Here is a 15,390-nt window from a genome sequence, read left to right as displayed (position 1 = left end):
GCTGACCGCTTGCCGCAGCGAGCGGCGACGACTAGCTTGCCGGGGTCCACGAAAAGGGGGACGCATGAAAGACGAAGCACCCGGACGCCGAAATCCCGGCACCGCCCTGCATCGGGAATGGTTCGAGACCATCCGCGTCAACACGCCCGCAAGCGAGCGTCGCGCAGCCAGCCTGCCCCAAAGGCGCAGCCTGAAGAAGGAATGGCAGGCGGCATGGCTGCTGAACGCCGTTCGCTGCATCGACCTGACCACGCTGTCGGGTGATGACACCTCCGACCGGGTCGCGCGGCTTTGCGCCAAGGCGCGGCAGCCGATCGATGCCGGGCAGCTTTCAGCCTTGGGGATCGACGGGCTGACCACCGGTGCCGTCTGCGTCTATCCCACGATGGTTTCCGCGGCCAAGCGTGCACTGGATGGCTCGGGCGTCCCGGTGGCATCCGTCGCCACCGGCTTTCCCGCGGGTCTGATGCCCCTGGAGCTTCGCTTGGCCGAGATCCGCTATGCGCTGGACCAGGGCGCGGACGAAATCGACATCGTCATCAGTCGCGCCCATGTCCTGCAGGGTGACTGGTCCGCGCTTTACGATGAGCTTTGCGCCATGCGCGAGGCCTGTGGCGGCGCGCTGATGAAGTCGATCCTTGCGACCGGAGAGCTGAAGACACTGGAGAACGTCGCGAAGGCCAGCCATGTCGCGATGCAGGCCGGTTCCGATTTCATCAAGACCTCGACCGGGAAAGAGCCCGTAAATGCCACGCTGCCTGTCAGCCTGACCATGCTGCGCGCCATTCGCGATTATCGCGACCAGACCGGCTTCGCGGTCGGGTTCAAGCCCGCGGGCGGGCTTCGGACGGCCAAGGACGCGCTGAACTGGCAGGTGCTGATGGTCGAGGAGCTGGGCCGCGACTGGCTGCGCCCCAACCTGTTCCGCATCGGCGCGTCCTCTCTTCTGGGGGATATCGAGCGGCAGATTTCCCATCACGTGACGGGGCGCTATGCCGCCTCGCACCGTCTGGCGGCAGGATAAGCGAAGATGCCAAGCGTAGGCGAGATCATGGAAAGCATGGAATACGGCCCCGCGACCGAGGATGCCTCGGCCGTTCGCGAATGGCTGGCCCGGCAGGGCAGCCTTGGCCATTTCATCGACGGCAAGTTCACGAAGCCGGCCAAGACATTTGCGACCCGCGATCCTGCGACGGGGCAGGACCTGGCGCAGGTCTCGCAGGGCAGCGAAGAAGACATCGCGCGGGCCGTGCGTGCCGCGCGCCGCGCAGCGCCGGGTTGGGCCGCGACCTCTGGCCATGACCGCGCGCGTTTCCTTTACGCAATCGCCCGGACCGTCCAGAAGCGAGAGCGGTTTCTGGCCGTGCTTGAGACGCTGGACAACGGCAAGCCGATCCGGGAAAGCCGCGACATCGACATCCCGCTGGTCGTGCGCCACTTCTATCACCATGCCGGTTGGGCCGAGATCGCGACAACCGAGTTTCCGGGCCATGCCCCTCTTGGCGTCTGCGGCCAGATCATCCCGTGGAACTTTCCGCTGCTGATGCTGGCATGGAAGATCGCGCCCGCGCTTGCCGCAGGCAATACCGTGGTCCTGAAGCCCGCCGAATACACGCCGCTGACCGCGCTGGCCTTTGCCGAGATCTGCGCCGAGGTCGGTCTGCCACCCGGCGTCCTGAACATCGTTACGGGCGATGGCGCAACCGGTGCCGCGCTGGTGCAGGCGCCCGTCGACAAGATCGCCTTCACCGGCTCGACCGAGGTCGGGCGCGGCATTGCCCGTGCGCTTGCGGGAACGGGCAAGAGGCTGACATTGGAACTGGGCGGCAAGTCGCCCTTTGTCGTCATGGCGGATGCCGATCTGGACGCGGCAGTCGAAGGCGTCGTCGATTCGATCTGGTTCAACCAGGGTCAGGTCTGCTGCGCCGGCTCCCGCATCCTGGTCGCCGAGGCCATAGCCGAGCGGTTCGAAACGCTGCTGCGCCGCAGGATGGAAAAGCTGCGCGTCGGACCTCCGCTGGACAAATCGACCGATATCGGCGCGATCGTCGATCCGGTGCAAAAGCAGCGCATCCTTGAAATCCTGGCCGAGGCGCAGGCGGCAGGCGCCGAACTGGTCGGCGGGCAGGAAGGTAGCGGCTGCTTTATCGCACCGGGCTATTTGCGACGAATTGCGCCCGCCAATCCGGGAATGCGGAAGGAAATTTTCGGTCCCATCGCCACACTTTCGACCTTTCGCACGCCCGATGAGGCGATCGAGCTTGCGAATAACACCGCCTATGGGTTGGCGGCCTCGGTCTGGTCGGAAAGCGCGACCGTGGCGACCGATCTTGCCGCGCGGATCAGGGCGGGGGTGGTCTGGATCAACTGCGCAAACCTGTTCGATGCGGCGGCGCCTTTTGGCGGGGTCCGCGACAGCGGTTATGGCCGCGAAGGCGGGCGCGAAGGGATGCTGGATTATCTGGCCGCGCCGCAGTCCCGTCCCGCAGGCAAGGGCGCGGCACCCCGCCCACCGAACCCCGTCGAGGTCGGGTCCGGAGAGATTGACCGCACCGTCAAGCTGTATATTGGCGGCGCACAGAAGCGTCCCGACGGCGGGGCAAGCTATGCCGCGCAGGGAGAGCTGATCCCGCTGGGCGGGCGCAAGGACATCCGCAATGCCGTCGAAGCCGCGCAGGGCGCCATTGGGAAATGGCAGGCGCTGGGCGGGCACGGTCGGGCGCAGGTGCTGTATTTCATGGCCGAGAACCTTGCGCTGAGGCGAACCGAGTTCGCGCGCTTCGCCTCGGATGCCGAGGTCGAGACCGCGATCCGGCGCTGCTTCTTTTATGCGGGCTTCGCGGACAAGTACGATGGTCAGACCGTATCCGCCAAGGGTGGGCTGCTGACCCTTGTCCAGCCGGAACCGCAGGGCGTGATGGGCATCATCGCGCCCGAGAACGCGCCCTTTGCAGGGCTGATGTCCCTGCTGCTTCCCGCCATCGCGATGGGGAATGCGACCATCGTCGTGCCCTCTCAGGAGCGACCCATGGCGGCGCTGACCCTCGCGCAGGTGCTGGCCTGTTCGGACGTTCCGGGCGGGGTGGTCAATATCGTTACCGGCCCTCGCAACGCGCTGGCCGAAGCGCTGGCCGCGCATGACGGGGTGAACGCGATCTGGCAGCCTGAATCCAATCCCGCCGTAGAACGCGCTGCGGCCGAGACGCTGATCCCCGTCTGGTCGCCCGCTGTTTCCGACTGGGGTTCGGAGGACGCGCAGGGTCGCCGCTTCCTGCGGGCGGCGAGCCGGGCCAAGACGATCTGGCTGCCTTACGGGGCGCTTCCGGCCGGTACCGGCAACTCGGCCTATTAGGCCGAGCGCAGCCAGTCCACGCCCATCTCGGTCGAGGCGAGCGGGGTGTATTCCGCGCCGATCCAGCCGTCGTAGTTGCTGGCCTCGACCGCGCGGAAGAAGCGCGAGAAATCGATCTCGCCCGCGCTGGGTTCGTGACGGCCGGGCCAGCCAGCGACCTGCACATGCCGCGTCAGGGGGGCGAAGCGCTCCCACAGCGACAGCAAACGGCCGTGGATCATCTGGGCCTGATAGGCGTCGAATTGCAGGCCCAGGTTCGGGGCGCCGACCTCGGTCAGGATCTCGGCGGCAAGATCGAAGCTGTTCAGATAATAGCCGGGATGGTCGCTGGTATTGATCGGCTCGATCGTCAGGCTGAGATGGGGGGCGCGGTTCGCGGCCCATGTCAGGTTCTCGACCAGGGTCCGGCGCGCGGCGCTGCCCTGCGCGCGTCCGGCCATGACATGGACATGCCGGACCTTCAGCGCCGTCGCCAATTGGACGGCGCGATCGAAATCGCTGCGGAAGCGCGCCTCGTTTCCGGGCGTCGCGGCAAAGCCCCGTGGTCCCCCGGACCAGTTCGGGGGCGGGGTGTTCAGAAGCACAAAATCCAGCCCCGCCGATTCGGCGCCCTGGACCAGATCGTCGCTGGGCAGATCATAGGGAAACAGGATCTCGATCCCGTCGAAGCCGGCGCGCCGGGCAGCGGCGAATCGCTGCTGCATGGGCAATTCGGTGAACAGATAGGTCAGGTTCGCGGCAAAGCGGGCCATGTCAGGGCTCCAGCGGATAAATGGCCCCGGCCGAACGCAGGACCAGTCGACCGGAATCGTCGGGGGTGGCCAGCTCGGCAAGGCGATAGAAGGTCTTGCGGTCGATCAGGGCTTCAAGCCCGCGGCGGACATGCAGATAGGGCCGCGGCGCATCGGCGCTGCCCCGCACGGTGACAGCATTGTCGACGCCGGCGGTGACGGTATCGCCGACATTGGTCGTAAATATCACAGCACCCGTTGATGGGTCGACATCGGCGTCGACCGCCAGGAAGGGGGCGTCGACGACGCGGATTCCCAACTTTTCCACGGGTGTCACCAGAAAATGCGCGTCTCCCTCGCGCTTCAGGATCGAGGCGAAAAGCCGCACCATCGCTGGTCTGCCGATCGGCGTTCCCTGATAGAACCAGGTGCCGTCCGCACGGATCTCCATGTCGATGTCACCGCAAAAGGGCGGGTTCCACAGATGGACCGGAGGCGGGCCCTTTTTCGAGGCAAGTGTTGCCGCCTGTGCCAGTCCGTCCGCGATGCTCACGGGATTGTCAGTCTTGCGACCCATTACCAGTGGAGCCTTGTCGTTCCTCATCCTATGCTGTCCTAGAGCAGAAAAGAGGCATTGTCATGACCGAGGATGATCAACTTGTCTCCCAAATTCAGGCGCTGACGGCACGCCTTGCCGATGCCCATGCAAGCATTGAGCGGCGTTTCGTCGGTCAGCACGCCGTAGTTGAGCAAGTTTTGGCCGCAATCCTCTCGGGCGGGCATGCGCTCCTGGTGGGCCAGCCGGGCCTTGGCAAGACGATGCTGGTCGATACCCTGTCGACGGTGCTGGGACTGGACAGTGCGCGCATCCAGTTCACCCCGGACCTTATGCCCGCCGACATTCTGGGGTCCGAGGTGCTGGACCTGCGCCCCGATGGCAGTCGCGCCTTTCGCTTTATCGAGGGGCCTGTTTTCACCCAGCTTCTGATGGCGGACGAAATCAACCGCGCCAGTCCGCGGACGCAATCCGCGTTGCTGCAAGCGATGCAAGAGAGCGAGGTGACGATCAGCGGCGAACACCGCCCGCTTGGTCGCCCCTTCCATGTTCTTGCGACCCAGAACCCCATCGAGCAGGAGGGAACCTATCCTTTGCCCGAAGCGCAGCTTGACCGGTTCCTGCTGCAGATCGACGTCGACTACCCCGATCGCGACACCGAGCGCGCAATCCTTCTGGCCACGACCGGGGTCGAGCAGGGCGCAGCCCATGCCGTCTTCGATGCGGCGGGGCTGATCCATGCGCAGGCCCTGATCCGCCGGATGCCGGTGGGAGAGACGGTGCTGAACGCGATCCTGGACCTTGTGCGCGCCGCGCGTCCCGGTGCGGCTGAAGCGCCCGCCTGGATGTCGGACATGCTGGTCTGGGGTCCGGGGCCACGCGCCGCGCAGGCTTTGACCCTGGTCACTCGTGCCCGCGCCGCGCTGAAAGGGCGGTTCGCCCCCACGCTGGAGGATGTCGAGGCGATGGCCGCCCCGGTGCTGCGTCACCGAATGGCCCTGAGCTTTGCCGCCCGCGCGCGGGGCGAGACGGTCGAAGGGCTGATCTCGCGCCTGCTGGGCGACCGGATGCAGGCCGCCGCGTGAACAGGACCGCTGCCGAGCTTCGTGCCGAGGCCGAGGCGGCCCTGACCGGAGTGCCGGCCCTGATGCTTTCGGCCGAGCGCCTTGCCGCAGCAGCGACGCCCGGCGCGCATGGCAAGCGCCGCGCGGGCACGGGTGAGGATTTCTGGCAATACCGCCCCGCCGCCCCCGGCGATACGGCCCGCAGCATCGACTGGCGGCGCTCGGCCCGGTCGGATGCGCAATTCGTTCGCGACCGCGAGGCCGAGGTTGCGCAATCCGCGGTGATCTGGGTGTCGGGCGCGGCCGGGATGGATTATTCGGGCGCGGCGACGCGCCCGCGCAAGGCGGACCGTGCCAATCTGCTGGCATTGGCGCTGGCGCTGGCCCTGTTGGGCAGCGGTGAACGCGTCGCTCTGGCGGGACAGCCGCCCCGGACCGGCAGGCTTCAGGCGGAACGCATGGGGCAGGCGCTGGTGGCGCGGACCCGCCTTGACGTGGACGAGGACATGCCTCCGGCCGAGGCGCTGCGTCCCGGCCAGCGTGTCATCCTGTTCGACGATTTCCTGGGTGATCCCGCTCCGGCGCTGGCCTATCTGCAGCGCGCGGCGGGATTCGGGGTGCAGGGTGCGATGCTGCAGGTGCTTGACCCTGACGAGCAGGGCTTTCCCTATTCCGGGGCCGTGCTGTTCCGTTCGGGATCGGGGTTGCTCAGGCACGATACCCGCGATGCGGCCGGTCTGCGCGAGGCATATCTGGCCCGGCTGGCCGAGCGGCGCGAGATGTTGTCCCGCGCGGCACTTCAGGCGGGCTGGCATTTCGGCACGCATGATACCGCCGTCCCGCCCGCGCAGGCGCTGATGTGGCTGTGGTCGGTGCTGGAGGGCTGATGCTGATCCTGGGTCCGATAGGTTTCCTGACGCCCTGGCTTCTGGCCGCGCTGGCGACCCTGCCGGTGCTGTGGCTGATTTTGCGGGCCATGCCCCCGTCACCCCGCCTGCTGCGCTTTCCGGGCACCCGGCTGCTTCTGGGGTTGAAGGATCCGCGCCCCGTCGCGCGGCACACGCCGTGGTGGTTGCTGTTGCTGCGCGTTCTGGCGATCGCGGCCCTTATCCTTGCCTTTGCCGGGCCCATCTGGAAGCCCGCGCCCGAACAGGCCGGGCAGGGGGCGGTCCTGATCGTGATGGATGCGGGCTGGGCCGCCGCGCCCGACTGGTCCCAGCGGCAGGCGCGCGCGCTGCGTGCGCTGGAACGCGCGGCCAGCGCCGGGCAGCCGGCCGCGCTGCTGGTCGCGGACGGTCAGGCCGAAGGCGCGGTGCCTTTCCAGCCCGCCAGCGAGCTTGCGGCCCGCCTGCGCGCCCAGCAGCCCGTGGCATGGGAGACCCGCTATCCGCAGGATCTGACCGAAGCCCTGTCCCAGGTTCCTGCCTCGGCTTCGGTGCTTTGGCTCAGCGACGGGCTGGACCATCCCGGCCGCACGGCGCTGCTTTCGGCGCTGCAGGATCGCGCGACGGTGACGGTGGTTCCGCCGCAGGGGCCGCGGCTGGCGCTGGAACTGGTCGCGGGCGAACAGCCGGCATTGCGGATGCATTCCGACACCGATGGCCCTGCGCCGGGCGTGCTGGCCATCGGTGTCGATCCGCAGGGAACGCCCCGGCAACTGGCACGGCTGGAGCCCGAGGCCGCAGAGGCGGGAACCTCGGGCGTGATCAGCCGTCTTGTCCCGATCGCGCTGCCCTCGGAACTGCGCAACCGCGTTTCGCGCTTCGAAATCGAAGGGCAGGGATCGGCGGGCACGGTCGTTCTGGCCGATGACAGCCTGCGCCGCCGCAAGGTGGCTTTGGTCGGGGACGATCGCGCGAACGAGGGTCAGCGCCTTCTGTCGCCGCTGCATTACCTGCGTCGCGCGCTTGCCCCCCGCACCGACCTGATCGAAGGCGGGTTGGGCGACGTGCTGCAGGCCTCTCCGGACGTGATCGTGCTGGTCGACCAGATTGCCCCGGCCGAGACGGGGGCATTGCAGGAATGGGTCGACAAGGGCGGCTTGCTGATCCGCTTTTCTGGACCGCGCATGGCTGCATCCGAACGGCTTGGGGACGAGGCTCTGTTGCCCGTCCGCCTGCGCAGCGGGGGACGGGACGTGGGCGGTGCGCTCAGTTGGGGCGATCCGCGAGGCGTAGCCCCATTTCCGCCAGAGGGGCCGTTTGCCGGGCTGGCGATCCCGTCGGACGCGACCGTTCGGGCCCAGCTGCTGGCCGAGCCATCGCCGGATCTTGCGTCACGCACGCTGGCGCAACTGACGGACGGAACCCCCCTGATCACCCGCGCGGCCTTGGGACAGGGGCAGGTCGTGCTGTTCCACACCACCGCCAATGCGGAATGGTCGAATCTTGCATTGTCCGGGCTGTTCGTCAGAATGCTGGACCGGCTGGTGCAGACCGCGCGCGCCAGCGCGCAGGCGCCCGAGCCCGAGATGGATGGCGAGATGTTCTGGACCCCGACACAGGTGCTGGACGGTTTCGGCCGGGCGGGCGATCCGCAGGATCTGGTTCCCGTCCCGGCTGCAGAATTCGCGCGCGGACCCGGGCCGGGGGCCCCCGCCGGGCTTTACCGCGCGGGCGAAAGGGCGGCGGCGTTAAACGCAGGTGGCCCCTTTGCGCGCGCATCCTGGCCCGGCGCCCGGATCGAGGCCGCGGCCGAAGCTCCGGGCCGTGATCTGCGGGGCTGGCTGATCGCCTTTGCCGCGCTGGTCTTTGCGCTGGACGCGCTCGGCAGTGCCTGGCTGGCGCGCGGTGGCCTTGCGCCCCGCGACCGGAAAGGGGCCGGCGCATGATGAGGGTGCTGGTTCTGCTGATCGCATCCCTTGCCGCCACGATGGCCCTGGCCCAGGAGGATCCCGATCCCCGCCTGATCCGCGCCGCGGACGAGGTCGCGCTGGCCTATGTCGTCACCGGCGATGCCGAGGTCGACAAGGCCTCTGACGCGGGGCTGCGGGGAATCTCGCGCGTGATGACGGACCGCACGACCGTCGAGCCGGGCGAACCCATCGGAATCGACCTGGACAGGGACGATCTTTCCCTGCTGACCTTCCTGTACTGGCCGGTCACGGACAGCCAGCCCATGCCCGGACCACAGGCCTATGTGCGGCTGAACCACTTCCTGCGATCGGGCGGCATGATCCTTTTTGACACCCGCGACGGTGACATTGCCGGGCTTGGCGGTCCGAACGGATCGGCGGCGTTGCAGCGGCTGGCGGCGCCATTGGACATCCCGCCTCTGGCGCCGATCCCGACAGACCATGTCCTGACCCGCAGCTTCTATCTGCTGCATGACTTCCCCGGCCGCTATCAGGGGCTGGAGGTCTGGGCTGAAGCGCCGCCGGCCGGGGCCGAGGCGGCTGAGGGCGTGCCCTTTCGCAGCCTGAACGACGGCGTCTCGCCCGTCATCATCGGTGGCAATTCCTGGGCCGAGGCCTGGGCCATCGGCGACAATGGCATGCCCCTGTTCAGCGTCGGTTCGGGGCTTGAGGGCGAGCATCAGCGCGAGATGGCCTATCGCTTTGGCGTCAACCTGATCATGTATGTCCTGACCGGCAACTACAAATCCGATCAGGTCCATGTTCCCGCCCTGCTGGAGCGGTTGCGCGGGGAAGAGGTCATGCAATGACCGGGCTGGGCTTCGATCCGCTGTTGCCTTGGTCGTTGGTGGCGGCGGTCGCCGGGATCGCGCTGCTGATCGCGCTGTGGTCATTGTGGCGGGGCCTGCGCGGCTGGGCCTGGCGCGGCCTTGGGGGTCTTGCGGCAGCGGCTGCGCTGGCCGGCCCTGCGCTGGAATCCGGCATCCGCAACAAGCTTTCGGACATCGTCATCCTGCTGGATGACCGCAGCGCCAGCCAATCGCTGCCGGGCCGGACCGAGCAGACGGATGCGGCCATCGGGCAATTGACCCGCCAGCTTTCAGCGCTGCCCGATACCGAAATCCGCCGCGTCACCGTGGCCGACGATCCCGATGGCACGCTGATCGGTGCGGCCCTGTCGCGGGCGCTTGCCGCCGAGCCGCAGGCCCGCGTCGCGGGCTTGATCGCGGTGACGGATGGGTTGGCCCATGACGCGCCCCTGCTGCCGATCGATGCCCCGGCACCGGTCCATCTGCTCAAGACCGGGCAGCCGGGTGACTGGGACCGCAGGTTGGTGATCGAGGAGGCCCCGGCCTATGGGCTGATCGATCAGCCGGTGACGATCCGCCTGCGGGTCGAGGATCAGGGCGCGGTGCCGCCCGAGATCGCCGGGACGCCGGCCCGACTGCATGTTCTGGTCGACGGAGAAGAGGACCGCAGCCTGGACCTGCCACCGGGAGTCCCGCTGGACCTGCCGGTGGTGCCCGAACATGCGGGCCAGAACGTGGTCTCGATCGGTTTCGACGCGCCGGATGCCGCGGTTCCCGAACTGACCGACCGCAACAATGCCGTCGCCCTGCAGATCCAGGGCGTGCGCGACCGCCTGCGCGTTTTGCTGGTGTCGGGGGAACCCCATGCGGGCGAGCGCACCTGGCGCAATCTTCTGAAATCGGATGCCAATGTCGACCTGATCCATTTCACCATCCTGCGTCCGCCGGACAAGATGGATGCGGTTCCGGTCGACGAGATGTCGTTGATCGCGTTCCCGACCCAGGAACTGTTCATGGAGCGGATCCGCGACTTCGATCTGATCATCTTCGACCGCTATCGCGTGCGCGGTATCCTGATGCCGCAATATTTCGACAATATCCGCCGCTATGTCGAAGAGGGTGGGGCGGTCCTGGTATCGGCCGGCCCCGAGATGTCGACCGTCGAAAGCCTCAACCTGTCCCCGATGGGCATGATCCTGCCCGGTCGCCCGACCGGCCGCATCTTCGAGGAGCCTTTCCTGCCTCGCCTGACCGAGGAAGGGCTGCGCCATCCAGTGACGGCGGGCCTGTCCGGCGCTCCGACCGAAGGCAGCGAGACGCATTGGGGCCGCTGGCTGCGGATGTCTCAGGTCATCCCTAACCCGCGCGCGCAGGTTGTCATGACCGGGGCGGGGGATGAACCGCTGCTGATCATGGACCGCGTCGGCAAGGGCCGAGTGGCGATGCTGACCTCGGATCAGGTCTGGCTTTGGGGGCGCGGGTTCGAAGGCGGGGGGCCGCAGCTTGAACTGCTGCGCCGCATCGCTCATTGGTCGATGAAGGAACCGGAACTGGAGGAAGAGGCCCTGCTGGCCGATGTCGCCTCGGGATTGACGGTCACGATCACCCGCCGGACGATGGCAGAGCGCGCAAAGCCCGTCCGCATCACAGGCCCCGATGGGACCACCCGGACGCTGGACCTGACCGAGGCCGGGCCGGGACGCTTCACCGCCCGCTGGACAGCCCCCGAACCCGGCCTTTACCGCCTGACCGATGGAGAGATCACCCGGGTCATGGCGCTTGGCCCCGCCGCGCCGCGCGAGTTTGAAGAGACGGTCGCAACCTCGTCCGCGCTGGGTCCTCTGGTCGAAAAGACCCGCGGCGCGGTGCTGGACCTGTCCGCCGGAATCCCCGATCTGCGCACCGTCCGCGAGGGGCGTCCCGCCCATGGTCGCGGTGTCGCGGGTGACTGGATCGCGATCACGCCGCGGGGTGCGGCCTCGACCTCGGGGATCACTCACCAGCCGATCCTGCCGCCTTGGGGTTGGCTTCTGCTGGTGGCCGGGTTGGCGCTTGCTGGCTGGCTAAGCGAGGGGCGCGGCTGGTCGGGTATCCGCCGGGCCTGATCCCGCAAACTTGCCAAGCGCGCGCCCCGTTGCTAGGCAATCGAAAACAGTTATTGAGGGCCGCCCATGTCCACCGACGCGACCGCCTATGTTCCGCCGACCGAAGTCGATCTGGTCACGATCAAAAGCATCCTGCCGCACCGTTACCCCTTCCTGCTGATCGACCGCGTGCGTGATATCGTGCCGGGCGAAAGCTGCGTCGGCGTCAAGAACGTGACCGCGAACGAACCGCATTTCGAAGGCCACTTCCCGCAGGAGCCGGTCATGCCTGGCGTCCTGATCATCGAAGCCATGGCCCAGGCCGCGGCCGTACTGGTCGGCGTGTCGCTGGATCTGGCCGGAAAGGGGATGGGCACCTATTTCATGTCCATCGACAAGTGCCGCTTTCGCCAGAAGGTCGTGCCGGGCGACGTGCTGGAACTGCACATGAAGACCCTGCGCGGTGGCGGCAAGATCTGGAAATTCGAAGGCCGTGCCCTGGTCAACGGCAAGCTTGCCGCCGAGGCCGAGGTGATGGCCATGCTGAACCGTGGCGACAATGGCTGATCCGATCATCATCCATCCCTCGGCCGTCGTGGACCCCGCCGCGAAGATCGGCGAGGGCTGCGAGATCGGACCGTTCTGCGTCATCGGCCCCGAGGTCGTCCTTGGCCGGGGCGTGGTCCTGAAATCCCATGTCGTGCTGGCGGGCGATACCGTCATCGGCGACGGGACCGAGATCTATTCCTTCGCCTCGATCGGCGAGGTGCCGCAGGATCGCAAGTTCAGGGGCGAACATACCAAGCTGGTGATCGGTGCCCGGAACCGCATCCGCGAGCATGTGACGATGAATCCCGGCACCGAGGGCGGTGGCGGCATCACCCGCGTCGGCGATGACGGATTGTTCCTTGCGGGCAGCCATGTCGCGCATGATTGCCAGGTGGGCGACCGCGTCACCATCGTCAACCATGCCGCGCTGGCTGGCCATTGCATCGTCGAGGATGACGTGACCATCGGCGGGCTTGCCGGGGTGCACCAATTCGTCCGCATCGGGCGCGGGGCAATGATCGGTGCGCTGACCATGGTCACCGCAGACGTGATTCCGTTCGGTCTGGTTCAGGGGCCGCGCGGCCACCTGGACGGGTTGAACCTGGTCGGGCTGAAGCGCCGCGGCGTTTCCCGCGACGAAATCCACGCCCTGCGCGAGATGTTCGCGCGTCTGGGCGAGGGCAGCTTCCGCGATAAGGCCCGCCAACTGGCCGAAGAGGAAACCGGGCCGATGGTGCGCGAGGTGCTGGACTTCATCCTCGGTCCCTCGGACCGCAGCTTCCTGGCGCCGCATTCATGAGCCGCATCGCCCTGATCGCAGGCGAGGGTCGCCTTGCCCCCGCCATTGCCGCCGCGCTGGACACCCCCGTGATCTATGCGCTGGACCATCTTCGCCCCGAGATCGAGGCCAAGCCCTTTCGGCTTGAACGGCTGGTGCCGTTTCTGGACGAATTGACCGACCAAGGCGTCACCCGTGCGGTCTTTGCCGGCGCCATCCGGCGTCCGCGGATCGAGCCCGACCTCTTCGACCAGCGCACAATGGCGATCGTGCCCCGTATCCTGATGGGGATGCAGTCGGGCGACGACGCCGCACTGCGCGCCGTTCTTGACGTCTTCGAAGAGGCGGGGATCCACATCGTCTCGGTCGATGAAATCCTGCCCGAGCTGGTGCCGGGAGAAGGGGTGCTGGCCGGTGAGCCAAGCCCCCGCGACCAGAAGGACGCGGGCCGCGCGGCCGAGATCGTGCATGGGCTTGGGCCCCTGGACGTGGGACAGGGCGCCGTTGTGGCCCAGGGCCTGTGCCTTGCCATCGAGGCGCTGCCCGGCACGCAGGCGATGCTTGAATTTGCAAAGCTTCATGCCGGGCTGAAACCCGATCCCAAGGGGGCGAAGGGGCTCCTTTACAAGGCGCCAAAGCCCGGACAGGACCGCCGGATCGATTTGCCGACCATTGGTCCCGACACGGTCCGCCAGGCGGCCGAAGCCGGGCTTGGCGGCATCGTCTGGGAAGCCGGGAGCGTCATCCTGCTGGAACGGGACGAGGCCGTCCACTGTGCCAATCAGGCGGGGTTGTTCCTTTGGGCGCGGGCTTGAATTGGGTATTTGGAAAACGGCGAAAACCATCGGGCAATTCATCGTTTCACAAATACCCATCAGCGACGGCGCAAGCGGAGTGACGCGATGAAGTTCTTCCTGATCGCGGGCGAGCCTTCGGGCGACAATCTGGGCGGCCCCTTGATGGCCGGGCTGAAGACCCTCGATCCGGAAGCCGCTTTTCTTGGCGTCGGCGGCCCTTCTATGGGTGCCGAGGGGCTGGAAAGCCTGTTCCCCATGGAAGAGCTTTCGGTCATGGGCATCGTCGAGGTGCTGCCGAAATACCGCCAGCTGAAGGCCCGTATCCGCCAGACCGCGAAAGCGGTGGCCGAGGCGCGGCCGGACGCGCTCATCACCATCGACAGCCCGGATTTCTGCCTTCGCGTCGCGCGCGAGGCGCGGGAGATGATGCCCGACCTGCGGACAATCCATTACGTCGCGCCCTCGGTCTGGGCGTGGCGTTCGGGACGTGCGGCGAAGATGGCGCAGGTCATCGACCATGTGCTGGCGATCCTTCCCTTCGAGCCGCCCTATATGCAGGCCGCAGGCATGAGCTGCGATTTCGTGGGTCATCCGATCGCTGCCGAGCCCGTCGGCACCGCGGATGAAGGCATCGCCTTCCGCGAGGCGCATGATATTGCCGCGGATGCGCCCCTTATCCTTTGCCTGCCCGGTTCGCGACGCGGAGAGGTGGCGCGGCTTGGTCCCCGTTTCGACGAGGCCCTGATGCAGCTTCGCGACCGCCTGCCCGAGATCCGCGTCGTCATTCCGACGGTGCGCGGGGTCTCTGGCCTGGTCCGCGACATGGCGAAGCGCTGGCCCACTGCCCCGATCGTCGTCGAGACGCCCGAGGACAAGCGCGCCGCATTCGCCGCCGCCAATCTTGCCCTTGCGGCTTCGGGGACGGTCAGCCTGGACCTTGCAGCCAATGACGTGCCGATGGTGATCGGCTATGACGTGGCTCCGCTCAGCCGGATGATCATCGGGTTGATGCTGAAGACGGACACCGTGACCTTGGTCAACCTGGTCAGCGAAACGCGCACGGTTCCCGAGTTTCTGGGTCGTAAATGCCAGCCAGGTGCGATGTTCAAGGCGCTGCACGAGCTGATCGAAAACCCGGCCGCGCGGGCCGCCCAGCATGAGGCTATGGCCCTGACGATGGAGCGGCTGGGGCGCGGCGGCGAGGCTCCGGGCCTGCGCGCCGCGCGCTCCGTCATGGCGGCGCTTAGTTCTGCGCGGCAACCACGATGATTTCGACCTTGTAGTCCGGCGTCGCCAGTGCCGATTCGCCCGTGGCGCGGGCCGGAGCGTGGCCAGCGGGGACCCACGCGTCCCAAACTGCGTTCATGTCCGCGAACTGGCTCATGTCGGCCATCCAGACCTGCGCCGAAAGGATGCGGGTCTTGTCCGAGCCGCATTCGGCCAGAAGGCGATCGATCTGGGCCAGCACCTGCTGGGTCTGTTCGGTCACGCTTGCACCCGGATTGCCGACCTGGCCAGCCAGATAGACGGTGCCGTTGTGGATGACGGCCTGGCTCATGCGGGCGCCGGTCTCGATGCGTTTGATATCGGACATGGGATTCCTTTCGGGTTGGGCCGGTGGTCGGGGATCGAGCCGCCGGCGAAGCCGGTTCGTCATGCCAAAGCGCGCGCCGGCGTTCAATGCCATCAGCTGCCCATTCCAGCGAAAGGCGCCCGGCAGAGGGGACCCGCCGGGCGCCACCGCACCGATGGGGGCATCGCCCTGCGATCATGTGCGCGGCAGACGACAGGAAGATGACGGCGAGAGCTGCAAGGC

General features: G+C 67.3%; 12 protein-coding genes and 1 pseudogene. 10 read left to right on the top strand and 3 right to left on the bottom strand.

What is annotated here, in order from left to right:
- Positions 1-64: 64 nt before the first annotated feature.
- Both deoC and ACO2Q4_RS12185 read left to right on the top strand, forming a co-directional pair.
- On the top strand, positions 65-1,024 hold the full coding sequence (deoC, locus tag ACO2Q4_RS12190) for a deoxyribose-phosphate aldolase (RefSeq protein ID WP_423319537.1): 960 nt from the start codon (positions 65-67) through the stop codon (positions 1,022-1,024).
- Positions 1,025-1,030: 6 nt separating this feature from the next.
- Positions 1,031-3,352 carry an aldehyde dehydrogenase family protein gene (locus ACO2Q4_RS12185; protein WP_423319535.1) on the top strand — a complete coding sequence of 774 codons (2,322 nt, stop codon included), beginning with the start codon at positions 1,031-1,033 and terminating at the stop codon, positions 3,350-3,352.
- Here ACO2Q4_RS12185 and ACO2Q4_RS12180 read toward each other — a convergent pair.
- Both ACO2Q4_RS12180 and ACO2Q4_RS12175 read right to left on the bottom strand, forming a co-directional pair.
- Positions 3,349-4,104, bottom strand: coding sequence for a hydroxypyruvate isomerase family protein (locus ACO2Q4_RS12180; RefSeq protein WP_311758830.1), 756 nt, complete (start codon positions 4,102-4,104; stop codon positions 3,349-3,351). The genes ACO2Q4_RS12185 and ACO2Q4_RS12180 overlap by 4 nt on opposite strands.
- 1 nt (position 4,105) lies before the next feature.
- Positions 4,106-4,660 carry a DUF1285 domain-containing protein gene (locus tag ACO2Q4_RS12175; RefSeq protein WP_423319627.1) on the bottom strand — a complete coding sequence of 185 codons (555 nt, stop codon included), beginning with the start codon at positions 4,658-4,660 and terminating at the stop codon, positions 4,106-4,108.
- 62 nt (positions 4,661-4,722) lie between these two features.
- Between ACO2Q4_RS12175 and ACO2Q4_RS12170 the strand changes: the two genes are divergently transcribed.
- The 8 genes and pseudogenes from ACO2Q4_RS12170 (at position 4,723) to lpxB (ending at position 14,843) form a co-directional block, all read left to right on the top strand.
- Positions 4,723-5,724, top strand: coding sequence for an AAA family ATPase (locus tag ACO2Q4_RS12170; RefSeq protein WP_395133696.1), 1,002 nt, complete (start codon positions 4,723-4,725; stop codon positions 5,722-5,724).
- Positions 5,721-6,590 (top strand): DUF58 domain-containing protein, encoded by an 870-nt coding sequence (locus tag ACO2Q4_RS12165; RefSeq protein WP_423319532.1) that lies wholly within the window; start codon positions 5,721-5,723, stop codon positions 6,588-6,590. The genes ACO2Q4_RS12170 and ACO2Q4_RS12165 overlap by 4 nt, the downstream gene beginning before the upstream one ends.
- Positions 6,590-9,366: pseudogene (locus tag ACO2Q4_RS12160) on the top strand (DUF4159 domain-containing protein). The gene ACO2Q4_RS12165 and the pseudogene ACO2Q4_RS12160 overlap by 1 nt, the downstream one beginning before the upstream one ends.
- Complete coding sequence (locus ACO2Q4_RS12155; protein ID WP_423319531.1) at positions 9,363-11,471, top strand: hypothetical protein; 2,109 nt, start codon at positions 9,363-9,365, stop codon at positions 11,469-11,471. The pseudogene ACO2Q4_RS12160 and the gene ACO2Q4_RS12155 overlap by 4 nt, the downstream one beginning before the upstream one ends.
- Before the next feature lie 66 nt (positions 11,472-11,537).
- On the top strand, positions 11,538-12,017 hold the full coding sequence (gene fabZ / locus ACO2Q4_RS12150; RefSeq protein ID WP_311758837.1) for a 3-hydroxyacyl-ACP dehydratase FabZ: 480 nt from the start codon (positions 11,538-11,540) through the stop codon (positions 12,015-12,017).
- Positions 12,010-12,798, top strand: coding sequence for an acyl-ACP--UDP-N-acetylglucosamine O-acyltransferase (gene lpxA / locus ACO2Q4_RS12145; protein ID WP_423319528.1), 789 nt, complete (start codon positions 12,010-12,012; stop codon positions 12,796-12,798). The genes fabZ and lpxA overlap by 8 nt, the downstream gene beginning before the upstream one ends.
- Complete coding sequence (locus ACO2Q4_RS12140; protein WP_423319526.1) at positions 12,795-13,592, top strand: LpxI family protein; 798 nt, start codon at positions 12,795-12,797, stop codon at positions 13,590-13,592. The genes lpxA and ACO2Q4_RS12140 overlap by 4 nt, the downstream gene beginning before the upstream one ends.
- Before the next feature lie 87 nt (positions 13,593-13,679).
- Positions 13,680-14,843, top strand: a complete 1,164-nt coding sequence (gene lpxB / locus ACO2Q4_RS12135) for a lipid-A-disaccharide synthase (protein ID WP_423319524.1) — start codon at positions 13,680-13,682, stop codon at positions 14,841-14,843.
- On the opposite strand, the gene ACO2Q4_RS12130 is transcribed toward lpxB, so the two are convergent.
- Complete coding sequence (locus ACO2Q4_RS12130; RefSeq protein WP_311758840.1) at positions 14,818-15,168, bottom strand: RidA family protein; 351 nt, start codon at positions 15,166-15,168, stop codon at positions 14,818-14,820. The genes lpxB and ACO2Q4_RS12130 overlap by 26 nt on opposite strands.
- Between the last annotated feature and the right edge of the window lie 222 nt (positions 15,169-15,390).

It is taken from the genome of Paracoccus sp. KR1-242 (assembly GCF_049446195.1).
GTDB lineage: Bacteria > Pseudomonadota > Alphaproteobacteria > Rhodobacterales > Rhodobacteraceae > Paracoccus > Paracoccus broussonetiae.
This window is presented reverse-complemented; position numbering and strand designations above follow the sequence as displayed.